Source organism: Shewanella saliphila (assembly GCF_014648295.1).
Classification (GTDB): domain Bacteria; phylum Pseudomonadota; class Gammaproteobacteria; order Enterobacterales; family Shewanellaceae; genus Shewanella; species Shewanella saliphila.
In genome coordinates this window covers 118,495-141,061 of the sequence record NZ_BMQV01000006.1, presented here as the reverse complement: position 1 = coordinate 141,061, position 22,567 = coordinate 118,495, and the positions used below count along the sequence as shown (strand labels likewise).

24 protein-coding genes are annotated in these 22,567 nt (G+C 43.4%); 2 read left to right on the top strand and 22 right to left on the bottom strand.

Annotated features, from left to right (window positions below; genetic code table 11):
* Positions 1 to 132: 132 nt before the first annotated feature.
* The 3 genes from IEY48_RS05240 to IEY48_RS05230 are packed head-to-tail and all read right to left on the bottom strand — an operon-like array spanning position 133 to position 2,484.
* Positions 133 to 1,143: a succinylglutamate desuccinylase/aspartoacylase family protein gene (locus IEY48_RS05240; protein WP_188917981.1), complete on the bottom strand. Its 1,011-nt coding sequence runs from the start codon at positions 1,141 to 1,143 to the stop codon at positions 133 to 135.
* On the bottom strand, positions 1,143 to 2,048 hold the full coding sequence (rimK, locus tag IEY48_RS05235; protein ID WP_188917979.1) for a 30S ribosomal protein S6--L-glutamate ligase: 906 nt from the start codon (positions 2,046 to 2,048) through the stop codon (positions 1,143 to 1,145). Before rimK ends, IEY48_RS05240 begins: the two co-directional genes overlap by 1 nt.
* 4 nt (positions 2,049 to 2,052) lie before the next feature.
* Positions 2,053 to 2,484 (bottom strand): ATP-dependent zinc protease family protein, encoded by a 432-nt coding sequence (locus IEY48_RS05230; RefSeq protein ID WP_188917977.1) that lies wholly within the window; start codon positions 2,482 to 2,484, stop codon positions 2,053 to 2,055.
* 553 nt (positions 2,485 to 3,037) lie between these two features.
* Between IEY48_RS05230 and IEY48_RS05225 the strand changes: the two genes are divergently transcribed.
* Complete coding sequence (locus IEY48_RS05225; protein ID WP_188917975.1) at positions 3,038 to 3,709, top strand: DUF2461 domain-containing protein; 672 nt, start codon at positions 3,038 to 3,040, stop codon at positions 3,707 to 3,709.
* 184 nt (positions 3,710 to 3,893) lie between these two features.
* Positions 3,894 to 5,255, top strand: a complete 1,362-nt coding sequence (locus IEY48_RS05220) for an RsmB/NOP family class I SAM-dependent RNA methyltransferase (RefSeq protein WP_188917973.1) — start codon at positions 3,894 to 3,896, stop codon at positions 5,253 to 5,255.
* Between the two features lie 241 nt (positions 5,256 to 5,496).
* Here IEY48_RS05220 and IEY48_RS05215 read toward each other — a convergent pair whose 3' ends face one another.
* From IEY48_RS05215 to fliN, 19 genes are all read right to left on the bottom strand, one after another.
* A complete protein-coding gene (locus IEY48_RS05215; RefSeq protein ID WP_188917971.1) occupies positions 5,497 to 5,895 on the bottom strand; it encodes a DUF2802 domain-containing protein in 399 nt (132 codons plus the stop codon).
* 82 nt (positions 5,896 to 5,977) lie between these two features.
* Entirely contained in the window at positions 5,978 to 6,472 is a 495-nt protein-coding gene (locus tag IEY48_RS05210; protein ID WP_188917969.1) for a chemotaxis protein CheW, read from the bottom strand.
* Positions 6,473 to 6,474: 2 nt separating this feature from the next.
* Positions 6,475 to 7,569 carry a chemotaxis protein CheW gene (locus tag IEY48_RS05205; RefSeq protein WP_188917967.1) on the bottom strand — a complete coding sequence of 365 codons (1,095 nt, stop codon included), beginning with the start codon at positions 7,567 to 7,569 and terminating at the stop codon, positions 6,475 to 6,477.
* Positions 7,553 to 8,347, bottom strand: coding sequence for a ParA family protein (locus IEY48_RS05200; protein ID WP_188917965.1), 795 nt, complete (start codon positions 8,345 to 8,347; stop codon positions 7,553 to 7,555). The genes IEY48_RS05205 and IEY48_RS05200 overlap by 17 nt, the downstream gene beginning before the upstream one ends.
* Positions 8,348 to 8,384: 37 nt before the next feature.
* Positions 8,385 to 8,849, bottom strand: coding sequence for a membrane anchored protein in chemotaxis locus (locus IEY48_RS05195; RefSeq protein ID WP_229786329.1), 465 nt, complete (start codon positions 8,847 to 8,849; stop codon positions 8,385 to 8,387).
* A complete protein-coding gene (locus tag IEY48_RS05190) occupies positions 8,842 to 10,056 on the bottom strand; it encodes a protein-glutamate methylesterase/protein-glutamine glutaminase (RefSeq protein WP_188917963.1) in 1,215 nt (404 codons plus the stop codon). Before IEY48_RS05190 ends, IEY48_RS05195 begins: the two co-directional genes overlap by 8 nt.
* A gap of 24 nt (positions 10,057 to 10,080) precedes the next feature.
* The gene (locus IEY48_RS05185; RefSeq protein WP_188917961.1) at positions 10,081 to 12,318 is read right to left on the bottom strand and encodes a chemotaxis protein CheA; all 2,238 of its coding nucleotides are present in this window, start codon (positions 12,316 to 12,318) and stop codon (positions 10,081 to 10,083) included.
* A gap of 15 nt (positions 12,319 to 12,333) precedes the next feature.
* Complete coding sequence (locus tag IEY48_RS05180) at positions 12,334 to 13,071, bottom strand: protein phosphatase CheZ (protein ID WP_188917959.1); 738 nt, start codon at positions 13,069 to 13,071, stop codon at positions 12,334 to 12,336.
* Positions 13,072 to 13,084: 13 nt separating this feature from the next.
* On the bottom strand, positions 13,085 to 13,468 hold the full coding sequence (gene cheY, locus IEY48_RS05175) for a chemotaxis response regulator CheY (protein ID WP_130597773.1): 384 nt from the start codon (positions 13,466 to 13,468) through the stop codon (positions 13,085 to 13,087).
* Positions 13,469 to 13,513: 45 nt separating this feature from the next.
* On the bottom strand, positions 13,514 to 14,233 hold the full coding sequence (locus IEY48_RS05170; protein WP_188917954.1) for an RNA polymerase sigma factor FliA: 720 nt from the start codon (positions 14,231 to 14,233) through the stop codon (positions 13,514 to 13,516).
* Positions 14,226 to 15,107 (bottom strand): MinD/ParA family protein, encoded by an 882-nt coding sequence (locus IEY48_RS05165; RefSeq protein WP_229786328.1) that lies wholly within the window; start codon positions 15,105 to 15,107, stop codon positions 14,226 to 14,228. Before IEY48_RS05165 ends, IEY48_RS05170 begins: the two co-directional genes overlap by 8 nt.
* A gap of 4 nt (positions 15,108 to 15,111) precedes the next feature.
* Positions 15,112 to 16,500, bottom strand: coding sequence for a flagellar biosynthesis GTPase FlhF (gene flhF / locus IEY48_RS05160; protein WP_188917952.1), 1,389 nt, complete (start codon positions 16,498 to 16,500; stop codon positions 15,112 to 15,114).
* 29 nt (positions 16,501 to 16,529) lie between these two features.
* Positions 16,530 to 18,629 carry a flagellar biosynthesis protein FlhA gene (gene flhA / locus IEY48_RS05155; RefSeq protein ID WP_188917950.1) on the bottom strand — a complete coding sequence of 700 codons (2,100 nt, stop codon included), beginning with the start codon at positions 18,627 to 18,629 and terminating at the stop codon, positions 16,530 to 16,532.
* A gap of 113 nt (positions 18,630 to 18,742) precedes the next feature.
* A complete protein-coding gene (gene flhB / locus IEY48_RS05150) occupies positions 18,743 to 19,876 on the bottom strand; it encodes a flagellar biosynthesis protein FlhB (protein ID WP_188917948.1) in 1,134 nt (377 codons plus the stop codon).
* Between the two features lie 9 nt (positions 19,877 to 19,885).
* On the bottom strand, positions 19,886 to 20,689 hold the full coding sequence (fliR, locus tag IEY48_RS05145; protein WP_188917946.1) for a flagellar biosynthetic protein FliR: 804 nt from the start codon (positions 20,687 to 20,689) through the stop codon (positions 19,886 to 19,888).
* 3 nt (positions 20,690 to 20,692) lie between these two features.
* Positions 20,693 to 20,962, bottom strand: a complete 270-nt coding sequence (fliQ, locus tag IEY48_RS05140; RefSeq protein ID WP_188917944.1) for a flagellar biosynthesis protein FliQ — start codon at positions 20,960 to 20,962, stop codon at positions 20,693 to 20,695.
* Between the two features lie 12 nt (positions 20,963 to 20,974).
* On the bottom strand, positions 20,975 to 21,700 hold the full coding sequence (fliP, locus tag IEY48_RS05135) for a flagellar type III secretion system pore protein FliP (RefSeq protein WP_373293699.1): 726 nt from the start codon (positions 21,698 to 21,700) through the stop codon (positions 20,975 to 20,977).
* A 35-nt stretch (positions 21,701 to 21,735) separates the two neighbouring features.
* A complete protein-coding gene (fliO, locus tag IEY48_RS05130; RefSeq protein ID WP_229786332.1) occupies positions 21,736 to 22,137 on the bottom strand; it encodes a flagellar biosynthetic protein FliO in 402 nt (133 codons plus the stop codon).
* Between the two features lie 42 nt (positions 22,138 to 22,179).
* Positions 22,180 to 22,563 carry a flagellar motor switch protein FliN gene (fliN, locus tag IEY48_RS05125; protein ID WP_160054621.1) on the bottom strand — a complete coding sequence of 128 codons (384 nt, stop codon included), beginning with the start codon at positions 22,561 to 22,563 and terminating at the stop codon, positions 22,180 to 22,182.
* Positions 22,564 to 22,567 lie beyond the last annotated feature (4 nt).

Here is a 22,567-nt window from a genome sequence, read left to right as displayed (position 1 = left end):
TTTTTACTGCGTTATCGACTTTTTATGTAGAATAACTACACCTCGAAGTCTCTGCCGCGCAGTTGTAAATGTGAATAATGGTCAACAATTCGCTGCAAAAACAACCTTGAAAGATCAACAGGCCCTAATGGGTTAAGCGTATTCCTGCATAAAATCATCAAGGTTATCGTTGATAATTTCTATTTCATCGCCAGTAAATTGGGCTATGTGAAACAAGGCTTCGCCTTCATTGGTCACCGGAATATTACTGTTACCAATAATAATGCCGTCAGACGGCGCTAAAAGCGGACATGGCTCGCCACCCAAAGGGTTAACGATATTAGCCAATACCTGACCTTTTGATACACGTTCGCCCAGCTTTAGCTTAATGTTAACCAATCCATCGGCTTCACTGCGTACCCAATAACTGCGGCTGGCGTTCACACTGGTTGTTGCTTTAATTTTACCTTTTAGCATGCCAATACAACGCATCACATTAATCACACCATTGAGGCCTGACTTAATCGACATGTCGCTGAAGCGTAATGCCTCGCCCGCTTCGTATAAAATACACGGAATATCAAGGCTGTTGGCAAAACCACGCATTGATCCTTCGCGCGCTTTTGATGACATCACCACAGGTGTGCCAAATGCATTAGCCATGGCCAACATGGTTTCATCGTCGGTATCACAACGAATTTGCGGTAAATTTTCGCGGTGAATAGCGCCCGTATGTAAATCAACAATGTGAGTCGCACGCTTAACTAGCATGCTACTAAACAAATGCGCTAAACGACTGGCTAGTGCACCTTTAGCCGAGCCCGGAAAGCAGCGATTTAAGTCGCGACGATCGGGCAAGTAACGTGATTGTTGAATAAAACCAAACACATTGACAATCGGTACCACTAACAAGGTTCCAGTTAAGGTTTTAGCATTCACACGACCGAGCAAGCGTCGACATATCTCAATGCCATTTAACTCATCACCATGAATAGCTGCGCAAACTAATAATGTTGGCCCAGGCTTAGTGCCGTGGAACACTTCCACATGCAAATCCATTGGCGTATCGTTATACAGTTTTGCCGCGGGCAATTTTACACTCAATTGAGTGCCTGCCTTTACGCTAACATCACCGATAACAAACGGTTCGTGCTTTTTTACCATTAACCGACTCCTTTAGTCTTGGCACTGGTTGATTTATCATTTTTTTCGATAAATTTAATAATTTTTTCTGCCACGTCAATACCGGTTGCTTTCTCGATACCTTCAAGACCGGGTGAAGAGTTAACTTCCATGACTAACGGGCCATGTTTTGAACGTAAAATATCAACACCTGCCACATTTAATCCCATAGTTTTCGCAGCACGTAAAGCTGTTGAGCGCTCTTCTGGGGTTAATTTTACAAGGCTGGCAGAACCACCTCGGTGTAAGTTTGAACGAAACTCACCAGGCAATGCTTGGCGTTTCATGGCGGCAATAACACGATCACCAATCACAAAACAACGAATATCAGCACCACCGGCTTCGGCGATGTACTCTTGCACCATAATGTTGGCTTTTAAGCCCATAAAGGCTTCAATGACCGACTCCGCCGCTTTACGGGTTTCGGCCAATACCACACCAATACCTTGCGTCCCCTCAAGCAATTTAATCACGCAAGGAGCACCACCGACCATGTCCAATAAATCAGGCACATCAGCAGGCTGGTTGGCAAAACCTGTTACCGGTAAACCAATGCTTTTACGGGACAAAAGCTGTAAAGAACGCAGCTTGTCGCGTGAGCGAGTGATGGCAACTGATTCATTTAACGGGTGAGTACCCATCATTTCAAACTGACGAAGTACCGCAGTACCATAAAAGGTTACAGAAGCGCCAATACGTGGAATAACCGCATCAAACTTAGGTAACTCTTCACCGCGAACATGAATGCTAGGAGCATTCATGTTGATGTTCATATAACACTTTAATGGATCAATAATTTTAACTTCATGACCACGGGCTTCAGCGGCTTCTTTTAGGCGACTGGTTGAGTAAAGATTGCGATTTCTCGACATAATGGCGATTTGCATGTTGCTATTCTCCTGCTAAAAACGACTCGGCCGAATTAACTAAAAAACGCCCTTCTAATGCGCGTCTACCGAGTAACATTCTAAATTTCATGTGGTCTCGATTCGTTAACGTCAGCTCAATATCAAATTGTTGTTCACCGATAATAATCGGCGTTTTTATCACGTAGCGGTTAGTCACATGGCCACCAGAGTCACTGACGGCTCGGCGATCAAATATTGGGAATTCGCACACTACTTCTCGAGTTGAATCTTGCTCCGGATGAAGCCAAACTCGAACCCATTTTTGTTTTTCTTTTTGAAAAGGTTTTATTTTAAACGCATGTAAACAGGACGTTTTTGCGCCGGTATCCACTTTAATTTTGACTCTTTCATTGTCAATTTCAGGAAAAGTGCCCCATTCTCGCCAACCCACAATACCGAGGGAGTGTTCAGTCATGGTCAATCCTTTCTTGTAGAGGAATTCTCATTCCAGAGTGTAATCTATCAATATAATCTATGTACGATTATCTACTGTTATATCGCTAATCTGTGACTTAATTGTCATCATTGTGACTCTGTTCAATATATTCTGGCACACGCTCGCGCTCAGTAATTACACTAACATGTTAATCCATCACAAGATGATAGGTGTCAGTGAGTAACGTTACACATGAGAATATATGGAAATAAAAAGTCACAAGAGAAGGGATAAAACAACCTTTAAGATGATTTTACCATTAACGTTTTATTTATATCAAACTGTCATTGAATAAATACAGAAAATAAATCAAAAACTCAGCAAGTTACAAGCACAATAAGCGAGACCGAAAAACATCAAAAATATACATTAACTTTTGATATTTGAGGTATAGCACTCTATTTAAAATAAAAAAGACTAAATATCACCCACTTTTAAAACTGGGTAATTAGTAACGTCAGTTTCACTCATTAATGAGATTGATTATGATGTGGCATCATTCAAGATCTCATGCATTTCAAAAGGTATGCTCATGTTTAGCCAACAAAGCTTTGATTTTTTAACCCTTCTCACCGCTAATAATGACCGAGAATGGTTTAAGACCAATCAATCGCAATATGAAGACCGCGTTCGCACCCCTGCACTAAACTTTATTGAAGCGATGCAAGGGCCGATTTTAGCTTTGTCACCTCGATTTACAGCCATCCCTAAAAAAGTCGGTGGCAGTTTAATGCGCCCACAACGTGACAGCCGCTTTAGTAAAGATAAAACACCTTACAAAACCAATGTCGGCATTCAATTTAGGCACTTTCAAGCAAAAGATGTTCACGCGCCGGGCTTTTATGTGCATGTGGCCAATGATGAATGTTTTATTGCTGCAGGTATTTGGCACCCTGAATCTCAAGCATTAAATGCCATTAGACACTGCATTGATGAAAACCCAAACGGCTACAAAAAAGCCTTAGCAACGTTAAAGCAGGGTGGCTTTGAATTAACCGGCGACAGTTTGATTAGACCGCCACGGGGATTTGACAGCCAACACCCATTAATTGATGAACTTAAACGCAAAGACTTCATCGCCATTAAACCCGTTACTAAAGCACAAGTTTGCAGTGATGACTTTGTTGAATTTTGCAGTAAAGAGTTTGAGCAAACACGCTCATTAATGGCTTACTTGTGCTTTGCGTTGTCGCTAGACTTTTAACTCACACAACATTGAACCTATAACAATGAGCAGGCCTGAGTGCCGGTTCATTTTTATGGTTGTTTTAGCAACGCTAACTAACTCCGTTGGCTATGCTGTTTTCGCCTCAAGACATGGTAAACTAACGCCATATTGCATTAAGTTGCACCTACACCTTTGCTATTTTGCCACATCAGGTTATTTCATGAGTCAAACACATTCTGCTAAACCCTTTCAGTCAGTATTTAATGACAGCGTTGTTATTGATGCCAGTACACCCTCACAAAAGCGTGCGCTGAGTTATGCCACCACCATCGAAATGTTGTTTAACCAGGTTATGAACAGCAAAATGCCTGCCGATAGAATTATTGGTCAATATTTTCGTGAGCACAAAAAGCATGGTTCAAAAGACAGACGCGTAATCCGTGAGAGTTTATTTGGTTTGTTCCGTTGGTGGGGCTGGTTAAGTCAATTACAGGGTGAGCAGCCGCACGTAACTTGGTTTAGACAGTTAAGTGCTTGTGCAGCTCTTGAGCAACATGCATGGCAAGATATCACTCAAGCATGGAACACCTTAGCCACATGGCCGACAACAGAAGCGCATCCAACAAACTGCGACAGTATCAATGACAAACTCGCACTGTTTATGTCGTTATCTGGACTTACCGCTTGTCAAATCAGTGATTTATTACCCAGCTGGTTTTGGCAAACCTGCCCTGTTGTACCTGCAGATAAGTTAGCGGTAGTTGAAGCGATGACGAGTCGTCCGCCAATTTGGGCGCGAGTACAGAGCATAAAAACGTCAGCGGCCATAGCGCAACTGAACAAAGCCGGTGTAGACGCCATTGCCAGTCAATACTTTGCAGATGCCATTAGCCTGGGGCATAAAAGCATTAACCTCAATGAGATTGACACCTACAAGCAAGGACATCTTGAAATCCAGGACTTAGCCTCACAAGTAATTGGCCAAATCTGTCAACCTCAAGCAGATCAAACTTGGTGGGACGCATGCAGCGGCGCGGGTGGCAAAACCTTACAGCTACGCTCGTTGATGTTACAACAAAATACCCAAAGCGTTGGCACGATTACCGCGTCTGACATACGCAATAAACCATTAGAAGAACTCAACAAACGAGCTAAACGCGCCGGCTTTAACAACATTAGTGTTGCCCCGTGGAAATCAGATGCTTTACCGGTTAATGCGGGTACATTTGACGGCGTGTTGGTTGATGCACCTTGCAGTTGTACAGGGACCTGGCGACGCAACCCAGATATGCGCTGGTTAGATGATGCAAGCGCGTTGACCGATAAACCAGCCCTGCAACTTGATATTTTAGCCCGCAGTGCTGCTGCGGTTAAATCGGGAGGTCAATTAGTGTACGCAACCTGCTCATTGTCACCAAGCGAGAACGAACACGTCGTTGAAGCATTTTTAGCCCAAACCAATGAGTTTGAATTAGTGCCCGTGACACACCCGTTTACTGGCGAGTCGTGCAACATGCTCACCATATGGCCTCAACTTGCAGACAGTGATGGTATGTTTGTCGCTAAAATGCGCCGAAAATAACCTGAGCTCGATGTATGGACTCCACCAACCACATTTGAAGTTGTCCATTACGTGAAAATGATCGAGGCCGTCTTTTAACGGCCCGTTTGAGAGCATGATGATAAATAAAAAACGCCATCAAATTTGATGGCGTTTTTTATTTAAATCATTGTTATGGGTATCACTTACGATTGTAAGTTGATGCAACCCAGTTAGCAGGCAAAAGGGCTATTTGAAAAGCATTTATTATCCCGAGCTCAGGTTACTTTCCATGCAATCGCAAAATCAGTTCGGCTTCGGCTTTAGGTAATTCGCACTCTTGCATTAGCTCTTCCACTCCAGCGCCTAAGCCCACCATTTTAACGGCACGAGAATATAACTTAGCTTGTGGGTCTTGTTGACTGGCTTCTTCAAGCATATCTGACTGTTGGGAGAGCTTCTTTTCTATCTCAACAACCCGGCGGCCAACCCCAATAGTACCGCTGCGCAGCTCATGCAATTCTCGCTTTACGGCCTCACGCTGACGATCGCTTTCTTTAACTAATACCATTAATGCATCGACTTTGGTTTTCAGTTTTCGGGATTGTTTTTGTAAATAAAGCACAAAGCCAAGACAAGCGATAACGCAAACTAAAGCTGCAATTAAAAATTCATCACCCATTAACATACCTTTATTGCGTTCCCTGCTAAGCAACCCAAAGCCAACACGTTTATTGGGTCGGCTTTTCGAGACAAGGTTATGATTAAAGTTGAGTTAATTCAACCCACTCTTCATCTGATAACAATTTATCAAGGTCAACCAAAATCAATAGCTCATCGTCGCGATTACTCACACCTTGAATAAATTTGGCGCTTTCTTCTGTGCCAACATTAGGCGCATTGTCGATTTCTGAACGACGTAAATAAACCACCTCAGCAACGCTATCGACCAAAATACCAATCACTTGTTTTTCAGCTTCAATAATCACGATACGGGTTGAATCATCAAGCTCTGCTGACTGTAAACCAAAGCGTGAACGGGTATCAATAACCGTTACTACGTTACCGCGAAGGTTAATAATTCCTAATACATAATGCGGCGCACCAGGCACTGGAGCTATTTCGGTATAACGCAATACTTCCTGAACTTGCATTACATTAATGCCGTAGGTTTCATTGTCTAACTTAAATGTTACCCACTGTAATACTGCATCGTCTTTACCTGCAGCAACCGCTGCTACACTTCTAGAATCGCTCATAGTTAACCTCGGTCAATCGAATCCTGACAGCCTAAACCTGCATCAAGCATTTCGATTAATGCTTGTACATGCAAAATGCCACACATTTGTTGTTTTACTACCCCAGCAAGCCATGGACGCTTACCCGGTTTTTCACGCCAATTGACGTGTGATTTATCTATTTTAACGGCATTAACTAGTGACTCGCACGTTAATCCCCAAGCACTGTCTTCTAACATTACAAGATATTGATAATCTACTGTTTCTGCCAGTTCCGGTGTATATTTTTCGGGCATAACCCAGGCACAAGTATCGACCACGTTAATTTTACTGTCACGGTGTGTCTGCACACCTTTAAACCATGATGGACGGCCAATAATGTGATTAATTCTGTCTATCTTGATGATGCCGCCCAAACTGACCAGTGGCACAGCTAAGGTTAAGCCGGCAACATTAAAGAATAACACCTGAAACTCATCTTCTAATACTTCTTGTAGATTATGAGTAACACTTGGCGGTATTGCCCCTGTTTGGGTTTGCGCCTGTTGTTGTGCCGCTTTGTCTTCAGCAAGCTTATCGTGCTTAATAATAGCTTCTTTTAGTTCAGCTAGCTCACTATTGTCAGTTTTTATATCGACTAACGGTTTGATTTCTTTATCCGTTAGTGGTTTATTTTGTAAGTTTGCCCTATCAGACACTGGTTGCTCAAGGGTTTTGATCTCAGTTTGAGTAATTGCTTGGCGCACACGCTCTGCACTGGCTTTTATTTGCTGCTTTATATCTACATTTGGCGTAGCGGGCTTAGAAACGGCAGACAACAGTTTTTCAAGTGCGAGCTTATCGACTACAGATGTAGGCTCGGCAAAGTCTCTGTTTATGGTTGATTTGCTAACCGATACTTGTGCACTAGCGATGACTACTGCCGATGTGTTACTGCTAAGCGGTGCATCAATCACTTTTTTATTGGGAATAGTAGGTTTCGCTTGTGCAGCTTTACCCTCTGTAAGTTGAGCTTGTGATAAGGCTTCAGGTTCGACAGCAGGCTCCGATTGTTGACTCGGTTCCTGTAATAACAAACTGAAATAATCAAAAACAGTTTCATCAACCGATTTTGACATGAGCAAACTCCCGAGCGTATAAAAAATCAAGCAGACGATTATAGGCTTTCACCCCACGACTTGTCGCAGAATAATGTGATGCGGGTAAATGCGCTAGGCTGGCGTCTCTAAATTTAGTGTCAACGGGGATCACATCATTAGGCCATAACGTTTGACCATATTTATCTTGTAAGAACTGCAATGCAATGGGTGATGCTTTGGTGCGCTTGTCATACATGGTGGGTAAAACCGTGTAGCTGTAACGCGTTTTTTTAGATCGTCCCATGATTTCCATGGTTTTTACCATTCTTTCTAAGCCTTTAATCGCCAAAAACTCGGTTTGCACCGGAATAATAATATGTTGGCTTGCCGCTAACGCATTCACCATGAGTACGCCAAGTACTGGAGGACAATCAATAATTGCGACATCGTACTTGTCTTCGACTAATGCCAATAAATTACGTAACACCAATCCCATGCCTTCTTGATGCCCTAACGAACGATCTAACGTTGCTAATGCCATATTAGCAGGAATGATATCTAAGCCTTCAATTTGAGTGGGGATGACATTTTGCAGTATTAATTCTTGGGTCAACGATTGATGATTTAAAAACACATCATAAAGCGATCCAGGCACTTCTTCAGAATCAATGCCTAGATAATAGCCCAAAGAGGCATGTGGATCGGTGTCAATCATCAACACCCGTTGACCACGCTTAACTAACACTCCCGCGAGGCTAGCAACTGTGGTGGTTTTACCCACGCCACCTTTTTGATTTGCTACCGTCCATACTTTCAAAAAAAGCCTCTCAACTTATCATTATGTGATGGAATGTTTATTGTTGTTTCTGCTGTTTATCATCACGGGTTGTTACCCGTATTCCGCCATTAGGTAAGCTTATCACTTTAACCCCTTGCGCATTTTCTGACACTATAACTTCTTGAGTTTGAAATGTCTGTGCGCTGTCGGACGATTGCGGCAAGTGGTTATCCTGGGACTCGACGTCATTAATGGCTCCTGGGCCGATTAAGACGCTTTTTGCTTCATCTTGAGTACCCGTTTTAATAATGGCTTGAGTTTGTTCAGGGTGTTGGCTTAACCAATTAGCTATATTAGCCGCTTGTTCTTCAGGCACCATCAATAACACTTGAGATGATTTTAGTTGCTCAATTTCCTGAGTCATTAATGCCATTTTACGTCTGGAATCAACATATAAACTGGCCAAAACGATGATAGCAATACAGCACAAAAATAATACTAGCATGAGTTTAGTCGAAAAAGCGCTAGCGGGCTTAGCCACGACTAGTCTCTTTTAAGATGGCATCGGCCATACTATCAAGCGCGATTGAATGAGCAGCAAGACCTGCTGAAACAATTGCTTGTGGCATACCGTATACCACACAGCTTGCTTCATCTTGGGCCCAAATGGTTGCCCCAACAGACTTGAGCATTCTGGCGCCTTCGCGGCCATCGGCGCCCATACCTGTTAACACCACTGCCAACGCATCACTACCAAAAGCTTTTGATGCTGAGGCAAAGGTAATATCAACCGAGGGTTTGTAATTCATGTCGCTAGTGCCTGACACCACTTTTAAACGGCCCGAACTGCCATTACGCTCTATCATCAATTGCATTCCGCCGGGCGCAAGGTATGCGCAGCCTGGACGCAGCATATCACCGGTTTCTGCTTCTTTGACATTGATTTTACATAAGCTATTTAATCGTGCAGCAAATGCAGGTGTAAACGCGGCCGGCATATGTTGAATCAACACAATAGGATGTGGATAGTTAGCCGGAAACGCAGTTAACACTTTTTGTAGCGCAACAGGGCCACCGGTTGATGTGCCAATTAACAGTACTTTGTAATGCTTACCGCTAGCACGAATGGTGGACGTTGAAGTTGCGGGAGCGGCTGTTGGACGCTCTATTGCGGGTGTTGTTAAAGCGCTACGAGAGATTGGCTTAGTAATACTATTCGGCGTTGTACTTGGAGTGCTAAGTCGCGATGTTATTGGTCGACGAGCAGTGCCTAAGCTAGATTGAGTTAAGCCACTTGAGCGGCGCGTTTCAATTGGCGTTGGCGAAGAGGTTGCCACTGGACGATACATCCGTCTACGTCCCAACGCTTTGATGCGTTGTTGCAATAGGCTAATGGCTTCGTCTTTATTGGTGGCGATATCTTCAAAACGTTTTGGCAAAAAGTCGAGCGCTCCGGCTTCTAATGCATCAAGCGTTGCTTTAGCGCCATCGTGGGTTAACGAAGAAAACATCAAAATAGGGGTTGGATTACTTGCCATGATTTCACGGACGGCACTGATCCCGTCCATAACCGGCATTTCAATATCCATAGTGATGACTTGTGGCTTTAATTTGGCTGCCATCTCAACGGCTTCTTTGCCATTTACAGCGACAGCAACGACCTCGAGATCAGGATCTTGATTAACAATCTCACTGACTCGACGTCGAAAAAAGCTAGAATCATCTACAACTAATACTTTTATGGCCATTTAATTCCTTAAATAATGGAACTTTTATTTTTTGTTTTTGTTTTTGGCGTAATGTTTTAGTAAACCAGGAATATCCAGAATAAGTGCAATACCACCGTCAGAAGTAATCGTTGCGCCTGCCATACCCGGGGTACCTTGCAGCATACTTCCAAGCGGTTTGATGACCACTTCTTCTTGACCAATTAAAGCATCAACAACAAAACCAATTTGCATTGTACCGAGTTGCACAATAACAACATGACCATGTTTTTTATCACCGTGTTTAAAGGTGCTCTTTTTACTGTGTAGCCATTGCTCTAAGTAAAATAATGGTACGGCTTTATTACGGAAAATAACGGTTAATTGGCCGTCTACAATATTGGTTTTACCTAGATCTAAATTAAAGATTTCATTCACACTAGATAATGGTAAAGCGAAAACTTGTTTCGACACATCAACCATTAAGGTTGGCATGATAGCTAAAGTTAACGGTACTTTGATTTCAAGTACAGTGCCTTTGCCCTTCATTGAATCAATATGCACGGTACCGTTTAGTTGATTAATGCGGGTTTTAACCACATCCATACCAACGCCACGCCCTGAAATATCAGAAATCTCAACTTTAGTTGAAAAGCCCGGAGCAAAAATCAGGTTGTAGGCTTCGTTATCAGTCATTCTCGCGGCGGCATCTTCATCTAATACACCACGGGAAATTGCAATTTGTTTCAGCTTTTCTGGGTCCATACCTGCACCATCATCCTCGATTTTAAGCAGGATATGGTCACCTTCTTGGCTGGCAGATAAAGTAATGGTACCTGCACGAGGTTTGCCACTGGCTTCGCGAGAAATTGGCATTTCAATACCATGGTCAACTGAGTTTCTCACTAAGTGGACTAATGGATCGGCTAATGCCTCAACTAGATTTTTATCAAGATCGGTATCTTCACCAATCATGATTAAATTAATTTCTTTGTTTAACGTTCGCGCCATATCACGAACAACACGAGGAAAACGACCAAAGACTTTCTTAATTGGCTGCATGCGGGTTTTCATTACCGCGCCCTGCAAGTCAGCCGTCACCAAATCAAGGTTGGCTAACGCTTTAGACATTTCTTCGTCTTCACGAGTAATGCCAAGGCTCACTAAGCGGTTTCGAACTAACACTAACTCGCCGACCATGTTCATGATGTCGTCAAGGCGGGCAGTATCAACACGAACGGTTGTTTCACCTTGTGGCACGGCAGGCGCTTTGGCTGGTGCGGGTGCTACGGCTTTATCTTTAGCGGCTTCAACTTTAGGCACTGGGGCTGGAGGAGTCGCTTTAACTGGGGCGCTTGTTGGCGCTGCAGGTTTAACAACCTCAGTCGCTTTAGGTGGTACGGGGGCGCTGGCGGGTGCAGCTGCTGGCGTTGACGACTTGGCTACAATAGGAGCGCCGCCTTTGCCATGTAATTCATCTAATAAACGCTCAAACTCATCGTCTGTGATTTCATCTGAGTCAACCATAGGCTCAACCACAGGTTCAGCTGGTTTTGGTTTTTCTGCTACAGGTTCATCTTTGGCTTTAAACGAGCCAGAACCATGTAGTTCATCCAGTAAGGCTTCAAATTCGTCGTCGGTTATTTCATCGCTATTTGACGATGTTGCTGAGGATGAAGATGTTGGGGTTTCAATAGTGGCTGATGATGTAGCATTTGATGTCGGGCTTTTACCTGTACCATGAAGCGCATCAAGCAAAGCTTCAAACTCAGACTCATCGATTTCATCAATACTTGATGATGACTCTGCGGCTTCTGAGCTAATGTCTTCGACGTATTCAGGTTCAACAACTTCAACCGCTTCTTCAATAATTTCAGGCTCTAAAGCTGTCTCGCCCATTTCTGAAGGTAATGGTGCACCAGAACTTAATAGTTTTAATTTTGAGAGTAGTTCGGCATCAGCGGGATCTTGCTGTTGGCCCTGCTGTGTTTGGGCAAACATCGAATTGATGGCATCAACGGCTTGCAAAATAATGTCCATTAATTCTGCATTGACGCCGCGTTTTCCTGTACGTAACAGGTCAAATGTGTTTTCAGCTTCGTGACAAACGTCAACCATTGGCTTCAAACTTAAAAAGCCAGCTCCACCTTTTACCGTGTGAAAACCACGAAAAATGGCATTTAATAAATCACTGTCATCAGGATTATTTTCAAGAGCGACTAACTGCTCTTGTAGAAGCTCTAAAATCTCACCAGCTTCAATTAAAAAGTCCTGGAGTATCTCTTCATCAACATCAAAGGACATTAAATTGACTCCTAATTAGAAACCCAGACTTGATAGCAGATCGTCAACTTCATCCTGACCAGCGACCACGTCTTCGCGCAACTCAGCGTTCATGATCGGGCCTTCTGCCTCTATCTTTTTATCGTTAACTGTAGGTAATGATTCAGCAGTATGCTCACCAAATACGGTTAACATGGACACTAAATTACTTTCTACTTCGCGCACTAATTCAATCACACGACGGATCATCTGACCGGTTAAATCTTGGAAGTCTTGCGCCATCAAAATTTGATTGAGCAATTCACGAAGTCGGTTAGAGTCATGCTCACTGTTTGACATAAATTGTTGTACGTCATGGCAAAGTGATTTGAATTCACCTAATGCAATATCACGACGCATCAATTTATCCCACATAGGAGTCACTGATTGAATGTTACTAATAATGGTATCGGCCAAAGGCAGACATTCTTCAACTGCATCCATGGTTTTATTTGCAGCTTGTTCTGTCATATCAATAACGTAGTTTAATCTTTCTTTGGCATCTGGTATTTCAGTGTTAGCCAACTCAGACAAACGGCTATCGACTTGAAAATCTTTGAGCGCGCTGTGCAATTGGCGTGTCAGTTTACCGACTTCTTCAAACAGCTCTCGCTGCAATGGAGAAGCAAGCTCTCTAATGACTTCGTCAGCTTGTTCTTGCATTCCCGCAGAAAGCAGTTCAACAAGTTGCTGGGCCTGTTCGAGAGTAATTAACCCCGATATTGATGCCTGCATGACTTATCCTTGCTTATGCGAGTCGTTCAAAGATTTTGTCTAACTTTTCTTTTAACGTAGCCGCTGTAAAAGGTTTAACGACATAACCGTTTACACCCGCTTGGGCCGCAGCAATGATTTGTTCACGCTTAGCTTCAGCTGTCACCATTAATACGGGTAAATGTTTTAGTGAATCGTCTGCGCGGATTGCTTTAAGTAAATCAATACCCTGCATTCCAGGCATGTTCCAATCAGTTACAACAAAGTCAAATTCGCCTTTTTGCAACATTGGTAGGGCCGTTGAGCCATCATCTGCTTCTTGGGTATTGTTAAATCCCAAGTCTCGCAACAAGTTCTTAATGATACGTCTCATTGTTGAAAAGTCGTCAACAATAAGAATCTTCATATTCTTGTCCAAGGTTTCCTCCGGTGAGCTAACAATCGTTTGCTCTATAATTAGTTATTATTCTTGTGTCCAATGCTTGAGTTTCGCTTTTAAGCGGAGCATAGCCTGACTTAATATCTGGCTAACTCGCGATTCGCTTACTTCAAGGATTGCACCAATTTCTTTTAAGTTTAATGCTTCGTCATAATATAACGACAGCACTAACGCATCTCTTTCTGGCAATGTTTTAATTGCTTCGACTAGCGCAGATTGGAATTGTGTCTCAGCAAGAGAGTCAAATGTTTCATCTGGTGATTCGTCATCGGTGATTAACACATCCTGAGACACACCAAGATCTTCTATGCCTATGATTTTACCGACAGAAACATCATTTAAGATATGATGGTACTCATCAAGAGACATATCAAGTTTTTCAGCTATTTCTGTGTCACGTGCATCACGGCCTAACTGTTGCCCTAACTCATCAATGACTTGGGCAACACGGCGATTGTTACGATGGACAGAGCGGGGAACCCAGTCACCACGACGGATTTCGTCAATCATTGCCCCACGAATACGAATACCTGCAAAGGTTTCAAACTTGGCCCCTTTGCTGCCATCAAATTTTGATGATGCTTCGAGTAGTCCCATCATGCCGGCTTGTAATAAGTCGTCTAGTTGCACTGATGCTGGTAACCTTGCCAACATATGATGAGCAATTCTTTTCACCAACGGTGCATACTGTTCAACAATCGATGTTTTGTTATCGAACTGAGTATACGCTGCGGCTTTATTCACTCGCTCTTTCCTCTTCTGTTGGCTTACGTTGCACTAAACGTTCAACAAAAAACTCTAAATGACCACCCGGTTGCTGTGGAATAGGCCAAGTCATAATTTTATTGGCTAAACCATGGTAAGCAATCGCTGATGGAGACTTGGGAAAAGCTTCAACAACTAATTTTTGTTTACGGACAGATTTACGTAAGTTCTCATCAAAAGGAACGGTAGCAACTAACTCAAGTGCCACATCTAAAAATCTGTCTGTCACTTTACTGAGTTTAGCAAATAATTCCATACCTTCGCGTAAACTACGCACCATATTTGCCACAATTTTGAAGTGGAACACACCGTGCTCACGACTTAAGATTTTAATTAAGGCGTAAGCGTCGGTAATTGAGGTAGGTTCATCACATACAACAATGAGCACATCTTGCGAAGCACGTGAAAAACTCAACACCATATCGGAGATACCGGCTGCAGTATCGACAATTAATATGTCAAATTGAGTACGCATTTCGCTAAATGCACGAATTAATCCAGCATGCTGTGCTTGAGTCAATTCAACCATGGCTTGAGTGCCTGAGGTTGCTGGCACAATACCAATGCCTTTAGGCCCACGCACAATGATGTCATCTAGCTCTGCATCGCCAGATAACACATGTGATAAGTTTTTCTCTGCTCGGATCCCGAGCATAACATCTACGTTGGCTAAGCCTAAGTCAGCATCAAGCACCAATACACGTTTGCCTTTTTCGGCTAATGCAACTGCAGTATTAATTGACACGCTTGTTTTGCCGACGCCACCTTTACCACCGGAGACGGCAATTACTTTAACTTTATCGTTATTTGGTTGATTCATCATACGTAAACCACTTGCTTGATCCCGAGTCATATCTTTACTCAAATGCATAGGCACTGTCGTTTGACCATGCCGTGTCTTGTGACGTTTGTTGTTCTGTATCGTTTAATGCTGCTAGTGCTTGTTTAGCTAATTCTAACGTATCTGCCACTTTCATGTCTTCAGGAACACGTTGGCCGTCAGTCACATAACTCAATGGTAACTCATTTTGAATCAATACGCTCAATGCACCTGCAATTGAGACGGATTCATCTAATTTGGTCAAAATTGCACCTGATAATGGAATGCGTTTAAAGTGCTCTACTGCATCTTGTAACACACGACGTTGCCCTGTGGCAGACATTACCAAGTAACTGCGGATAGGGATCCTACTATTTGCTGTCAAATTATCAAGTTGTTGATATAGACGCATGTCACGTTGTCCCATACCCGCGGTATCAATTAACACTAGCTTACGATTTCTAAATTGATACAAAATTTGCTCTAGCTCACTTAAATCATGTGCTTGCTTTACTGGGCAGCCCATAATTTTACCATATGTCGCTAATTGCTCATATGCCCCGATACGATAATGATCGGTCGTAATTAATGCGACTTGCTCTGGGCCATGGTGTGCTGCAAAACGTGCCGCTATTTTAGCAAGCGAAGTGGTTTTACCTACCCCAGTAGGCCCCACAAATGCTACTACACCGCCGCGCTTAACAATGTCATCACCTTGGTTATCCAGTAAATTAGCCAAGCTTTGTGGTAACGCTCTAACGAGGTCAGCTGGCGAGTAATGCTGGCTTAATCCTGCTAGTTTACCAGCAACCGCAGGAGAAAACTCTGCAGCCACTAATTTACTTTCTAACATTGCGCCCACAGGGTCAGTACGCTTTTTATGATCTTTCATTAACGATGACACTTGATGAGTTAACAAGCTTCTCAGTGATGCCATTTCTTCACGTAATGAATCCATTTCAGCAGATTGATTTTTATTGGATTTGTGAGACTTATCAAGTTGATTAACTGGCGGCGTACTTGGGTTTTGCTTAGGCGTTTTCGCCCCTTCTAACTGGCGGGCCCATTCAGGTAGCTCAGGTTCATCATGACGTGAAGCGGTCATTTGCTGCGTCATGCGATTGTGTTGTTTTTCAAGTAAGGCTTGTAATGAATCAGCCGCTGGAGGAGGGCTCACTTTTGAATGCGCTTTAACCGCAGGCTTAGCCCCAAGTGAGACTTTATCTTCGCTCACATCCATAAAGCCAGTTGTAGGAGCTTGCGAAGCAATGGCCGCTTTAGGCTCATCGTAGTCAACTGCGGCAACGATTTCGATGCCACCAGTGACTTTTTTGTTTGACATAATGACAGCGTCAGACCCTAAGGTGTCTTTTACTTGAGCCAATGCTGCACGCATATCTTTGGCAAAAAATCGTTTAATTTTCACGTACGCACCTCTTTAAACTGACATTATCACTATTGACCTACAGCAGAAACAATCCTGATTTGTTTCTCATCGGGAATTTCTTGGTAAGAAATCACCCGTAAATTTGGAATAGTGTATTTAACAAATCGTGACAAAGTGGATCTTAGCATGCCAGATGTCAATAATATGGCTGGTTGTCCTACCATTTCTTGCTTCTGGGCAGCGTCTAAAAGTGACTGCTGCATGCGTTCTGCGAGGCCGGGTTCAATATTTGGCCCTTCTCCACCTGTCGCCTGCATAGACTTATGCAACATCTGTTCCAACTCTGGCGCCAATGTTATGACAGGGATTTCTAATTCTGGCCCTGAGATTTCTTGTACTATCATGCGTTTTAAGGCAATACGCACCGCTGCGGTCAGTACTTCGGTATCATTACTCTTACTGCCATACTCTAACAAGGTTTGTACAATTGTGCGTAAGTCACGTACCGACACCCCTTCGTTGAGTAGGTTTTGCATCACTTTAACCACCGAACCTAACGGCATAATGTCTGGGACAAAACCATCCACGAGTTTTGGCGAGTTCTTAGCGAGCATATCCATTAATTGTTGCACTTCTTCGTAGCCCAACAATTTAGCAGCGTTATTACTTAGCAACTGACTAATATGGGTCGCGACGACAGTCGCGGTATCAACCACGGTGTAACCTAAGGTTTGTGCGTGTTCACGCTGTTCAGGTGCGATCCACACCGCTTCTAAACCAAAAGCAGGGTCGCGGGTTTCGATACCATCAAGCTTGCCATAAACCTGGCCTGGGTTAATCGCCAGTTCACAGTCATGTCTCACTTCGGCTTCACCGACCACCACACCCATCAATGAAATACGATACGCATTAGGCGATAGGTCAAGGTTGTCACGAATATGCACTGCTGGCACTAAAAATCCGAGTTCTTGGGACAATTTTTTACGTACGCCTTTAATTCGGCCTAATAATTCACCGCCTTGCGACTTATCAACCAATGGAATCAACCGATACCCAACTTCAAGGCCAATCGTATCGACATGGCGAACATCTTCCCAGCTCAGTTCTTTTGGCTCTTTATCTTTGGTTTCTGCTGGGCCTTTTGTCGCCACAGCTAATGCCGCTTGTTTCTTATCCATATTACGTTTGTAAACAAAATAAGCCGCACCTGCAGTAATAAAAGCGAAGGTTAAAAAGGCAACATGAGGCATGCCAGGCACAACCCCCATGATAAATAACAGTCCAGCAGCAATGGCTAACGACTTATGATTGTCAAACATCTGACTCATCATCATCTGGCCCATGTCACCAGACTCGTTTTGACGCGTAACCATTAAGGCCGCGGCAATCGACAGTAACAAACCCGGAATTTGCGCAACTAAACCATCACCAATGGTTAATAGGGTATAAATTTCAACAGCACTTGAAAAATCAAGATCATGCTGCACCATACCAATAACAAAACCACCAAGTATGTTAATCACAAGGATCATAATACCGGCAATCGCATCACCTTTAACAAACTTCGACGCACCGTCCATAGCACCGTAAAAGTCAGCCTCTCGGGTCACTTCGGCACGGCGAATGCGCGCTTGGTCCTGGGTTAAAGTACCCGCGTTTAAGTCGGCATCAATGGCCATTTGTTTGCCAGGCATTGCATCTAGAGTAAAGCGGGCGCTCACTTCTGAAATACGCCCTGCACCTTTAGTCACTACGGCAAAGTTAATGATAATCAGAATAAGGAAGACCACTAAACCCACAGCATAATTGCCGCCAATAACCACCGAACCAAAGGCCTCAATCACTTTACCTGCAGCGTCACCGCCATTATGTCCGTCAAGTAACACCACACGAGTAGAGGCAACGTTCAAGGCCAATCGCAGCAGCGTTGCAACCAATAGCACGGTAGGAAATGCTGCAAAATCTAGTGGGCGGTCAGTATAAATCGCCACCAGCAATACCACTAAAGCCAGGGCAATATTGAATGAGAATAAGATATCGAGCAGAAAAGCTGGGATGGGCAATACCACCATGCCTAACGCAGCAAGCACCAATAATGGCGTACCAACGCCTTTAAACGTGGCAGGTCTTATTTGTTTAAATTGGCCAAAAGCTGCTTTTGCATCCATAAAAGAGGAACCCTTTGTGTCAGTCTACGGCGTCAAAGGACTGTTAATTGACGCGAATAAACCTATGAAGCAAAAATTAAGCCATATATGAAAAGCAACAACGATTAACTGATTTAGTATTTTAAATCGTCAGGTATTGGTTGATTAATTGGAATGGACTTAGGTCGGCGACCTTTACCTTTTTGATATTGCCTAAGTTGAAATACGTAGGCTAACACTTGCGCAACCGCGGTAAATAAACCTTCTGGCACTTGTTGATCGATCTTGGTGGTATGGTATATCGCCCTTGCAAGTGGCGGCGCTGACACAATCGCCACGTTATGTTCGCGCGCAATTTCACGGATTTTAAATGCAACATCATCCACGCCTTTGGCGAGTAAAAATGGCGCTGATGAACGAGTAACATCGTATTTAACTGCCACGGCATAATGCTCTGGGTTAACCACAATCACATCAGCATTCGGCACTTCTGTCATCATCCGCCGCTGGGCCATTTCGTGCTGCAATTGCCTAATACGGCCTTTAACTTCGGGCTTACCTTCAGTATCTTTGTACTCGTCTTTAACTTCCTGTTTAGTCATTTTAAGTTGTTTATTGTGATTCCAAATTTGAAATGGCACATCAATCACCACAATTAACAACATCGAGCTGCACAGTAAAATAAACATCCAAACCAGCAGTTCTAACGCGTGATATACATTACCAGGCAGGTGATCGCTTGATAGCGTTAAAATATCAAAAAAGTAAAAACGTAATAAAAAATAAGCAGATAACGCCACAACAGAAAATTTAGCAATACCTTTGGCTAACTCGACTAATGCTTGGGTACCAAACATGCGCTTAAAGCCATTCATTGGGTTTAGTTTACTGCCTTTAGGCATAAAAGCTTTAACCGAAAAAGACATACCACCTAACGCAACATTGCCAATAAACGACACCAATGCCAGTAAGGCAATAAAGCTAATCAACGGCCAGGCGAGTTCGTTGCCGACCACGCCCCAAACACGAAACATTGAGTTAGTATCAAATATTTGGTCGCGCTCCATCGTGAAAATTTGTTTCATGATGGTGTAAAGACTGATGGCAATTGACGGGCCAGTCATTGCAAAGCCTACCGATGCGGCGAGTAATACAGCTGCGGTGCCTAACTCTTTTGAGCGAGCGACTTGACCCTTTTCACGCGCTTGTTCAAGTCGTTTACTGGTGGGGTCTTCTGTGCGTTCTTGACTGCTATCATTTTCTGCCATGCAACCCCCTTAAAATACGACAACAGCATCGGTTCGACATTGAAGTTGCAATACATCACACATCAGTACCTGTGCGGCCTGCCAAACTTCATCAAAATGCGCCATGATAGGGCCTAAGGTTAACCATAAAATCAACAAACCGCTGACCATGGTCACAGGGAAGCCGATTGAGAAAATATTGAGCTGCGGTGATGCTCGGGTCATCACACCAAACGATAAGTTAATCAATAACAAGGCTACAATCGCAGAAATCGACATGGTCAATGCCGAGCCAAACATAAAACTGCCCCACTCAGCCAAAGCGCGATAATTTTCAATCGCTATACCTTGGGTTGACACTGGAATGGTTTCAAAACTGGCCACCAGCATTCTAAACATCAGTAAATGGCCATCAACGGCTAAAAAGATTAACGTCGTTAATAATAAAAAGAAGTTACTCACTACTGGCGTTTGCTCACCAGAGCCAGGGTCGACCATTGAAGCAAAACCTAAACTGGTTTGCATACCAATAATTTGCCCTGTCAGTACAAAGGTTTGCATCACCATTAAGGTGATAAACCCCATCGTTACACCTATTAGGATTTGCTGCGCAATAACAAACACCGAGCTAAATGCCATCAGTTCGATGCTATCCATGGGCGGCAAAACAGGCGCAACAGCCATGGTAATGGCCACCGCTAATAACAGTCTAACTCTAGAGGGAGTGGTGTTAGCGCCAAATACCGCCATCACCATTAACATTGACGAAATACGAAAGAACGGCAGCAGGTATGCGGCAATTGTTTGACTGATTTCATCAAACAAAATATCCATGATTTACCCTATCACCATGGGAATGAGATTCACCATTTCAATAAAGAAGTCCATCATGGTTTGCACCAACCAATGCCCTAAAAACATTAAGGCAAATAAGGTCATCAACAAGCGAGGTAAAAAGCTTAAGGTTTGTTCGTTAATCGAGGTAGCCGCCTGGAATACTGCCACAATTAAACCAATAAATAAGCCGGGTAAAATAATCGCTGACACGATCAGAACAATAACTGATAGTGCTTCTCGAAAGATATCAATGAGCGATTCAGGAGACATAAATACCCGGCCTTATATTCCGAAACTATTGGCTAGTGTGCCCATCACTAGGCCCCAACCATCAACTAACACGAATAACATTATCTTAAACGGTAGCGACACGATCATCGGCGACAGCATCATCATACCCATAGCCATCAAAATACTGGCGACCACTAAATCAAGCACTAAAAATGGCACAAATAACATAAAGCCTATTTGGAAAGCGGTTTTTAGCTCACTGGTAATAAACGCGGGAATCACCACGCTCATCGGCGCTTGCTCAGGAGATTGAATGTCTTTATAACCCGATATTTCAATAAAGGTTTGTAAATCTGTGGTGCGAACTTGCGACAGCATAAAGGTTTTAATCGGCTCTTTACCTACATCATAGGCTTGGGTCAGAGTCATGGTTTCATTAACATAAGGCTCAACAGCTTCGACATAAATTTTATCAAATACTGGCGCCATAATAAAAAACGTCATAAACAAACTGATACCAATAAGCACCTGATTTGATGGAGTTTGCTGCAACCCTAACGCCTGACGTAATATTGACAACACCACAATAATACGCGTAAACGACGTCAGCATTATCACCATGGCAGGGATAAAGCTCATTGCGGTCATCAGCAACAAGATTTGTAACGTGACCGAATACTCAGTCGAACCATCAGCGCCTGTTGTTACTGTCACCGCAGGCAGTACACCGTCTTGTGCCAATACCTCAGGCGCAAATAACATTGCCACCATGGCCATGAGGGTGATCACCAATAAACTGGTGCATTTATTCATTATTGCTGTTCCTTGGCTTGTTTAAGACGGCTGGCAAATGAGGTGGTTGGCACGTCAACTTGAGTGTCCAATTTATCAATTAGGCTGATTTGCTGCGAAGTCACACCGAGTAAATATTGTTGACCGTTCACCTCAATCAACACCACTTTTTCACGTTGGCCAATAGGGGTTACCGCGAGGCTTTTAATCACTCCGCCGTTTGAGGGGACAAGATTTAACCGCTTAACAATGTAGGCTAAAACAAAAATGAGGGCGAGCACCACAATTAACCCGCCAACCATATTGGCTAAGGTGGCGGTGTTTGACGCCTCAGAAGTGCGGGTAAGTACTGCCGTAGTGGTTGAGTTAGCCGCATCGACATCGGTCAATGCTTGGGCCATCACACTGAGCATTGAAATCATATTCGCCACGGTAATCCCTTGTATTGTTGTCGATTAAAAAGATTACTTGAGCTTTTTAATGCGTTCAGTTTGGCTAATCACATCAGTTAAACGAATACCAAATTTATCGTTAACCACGACCACTTCACCATGAGCAATCAAGGTACCATTAACCATCACATCAAGTGGCTCACCGGCAACACGGTCAAGTTCAACTACCGAGCCCTGGTTTAACTGCAGTAAATTACGAATGCTGATAAAACTGCGACCCACTTCCATTGAAATCGTCACCGGGATATCAAGGATGGAGTCGAGTTTAGCGGCTTCTTCTTTGGTTATCGGTTTAGAATCGTCAACTAACTCATCGAGTTCAACTTGTTGCGCTTCTTCTAACGCTTGCTCAGCCATTGCTGCAGCCCAATCATCACCAGTATCTTCTGTGCTCATTTAC

What these genes read in the sequence shown, in the direction of transcription:
- IEY48_RS05240 (WP_188917981.1), bottom strand. Translation starts at nt 1,143, where the DNA reads ATGGTAAAAAAGCACGAACCGTTTGTTATCGGTGATGTTAGCGTAAAG.
- rimK (WP_188917979.1), bottom strand. Translation starts at nt 2,048, where the DNA reads ATGCAAATCGCCATTATGTCGAGAAATCGCAATCTTTACTCAACCAGT.
- IEY48_RS05230 (WP_188917977.1), bottom strand. Translation starts at nt 2,484, where the DNA reads ATGACTGAACACTCCCTCGGTATTGTGGGTTGGCGAGAATGGGGCACT.
- IEY48_RS05225 (WP_188917975.1), top strand. Translation starts at nt 3,038, where the DNA reads ATGTTTAGCCAACAAAGCTTTGATTTTTTAACCCTTCTCACCGCTAAT.
- IEY48_RS05220 (WP_188917973.1), top strand. Translation starts at nt 3,894, where the DNA reads ATGAGTCAAACACATTCTGCTAAACCCTTTCAGTCAGTATTTAATGAC.
- IEY48_RS05215 (WP_188917971.1), bottom strand. Translation starts at nt 5,895, where the DNA reads ATGGGTGATGAATTTTTAATTGCAGCTTTAGTTTGCGTTATCGCTTGT.
- IEY48_RS05210 (WP_188917969.1), bottom strand. Translation starts at nt 6,472, where the DNA reads ATGAGCGATTCTAGAAGTGTAGCAGCGGTTGCTGCAGGTAAAGACGAT.
- IEY48_RS05205 (WP_188917967.1), bottom strand. Translation starts at nt 7,569, where the DNA reads ATGTCAAAATCGGTTGATGAAACTGTTTTTGATTATTTCAGTTTGTTA.
- IEY48_RS05190 (WP_188917963.1), bottom strand. Translation starts at nt 10,056, where the DNA reads ATGGCCATAAAAGTATTAGTTGTAGATGATTCTAGCTTTTTTCGACGT.
- IEY48_RS05185 (WP_188917961.1), bottom strand. Translation starts at nt 12,318, where the DNA reads ATGTCCTTTGATGTTGATGAAGAGATACTCCAGGACTTTTTAATTGAA.
- IEY48_RS05180 (WP_188917959.1), bottom strand. Translation starts at nt 13,071, where the DNA reads ATGCAGGCATCAATATCGGGGTTAATTACTCTCGAACAGGCCCAGCAA.
- IEY48_RS05165 (WP_229786328.1), bottom strand. Translation starts at nt 15,107, where the DNA reads ATGACTCGGGATCAAGCAAGTGGTTTACGTATGATGAATCAACCAAAT.
- flhA (WP_188917950.1), bottom strand. Translation starts at nt 18,629, where the DNA reads ATGGATGCAAAAGCAGCTTTTGGCCAATTTAAACAAATAAGACCTGCC.
- flhB (WP_188917948.1), bottom strand. Translation starts at nt 19,876, where the DNA reads ATGGCAGAAAATGATAGCAGTCAAGAACGCACAGAAGACCCCACCAGT.
- fliR (WP_188917946.1), bottom strand. Translation starts at nt 20,689, where the DNA reads ATGGATATTTTGTTTGATGAAATCAGTCAAACAATTGCCGCATACCTG.
- fliQ (WP_188917944.1), bottom strand. Translation starts at nt 20,962, where the DNA reads ATGTCTCCTGAATCGCTCATTGATATCTTTCGAGAAGCACTATCAGTT.
- fliP (WP_373293699.1), bottom strand. Translation starts at nt 21,700, where the DNA reads ATGGCCATGGTGGCAATGTTATTTGCGCCTGAGGTATTGGCACAAGAC.
- fliO (WP_229786332.1), bottom strand. Translation starts at nt 22,137, where the DNA reads ATGATTTCAATGCTCAGTGTGATGGCCCAAGCATTGACCGATGTCGAT.
- fliN (WP_160054621.1), bottom strand. Translation starts at nt 22,563, where the DNA reads ATGAGCACAGAAGATACTGGTGATGATTGGGCTGCAGCAATGGCTGAG.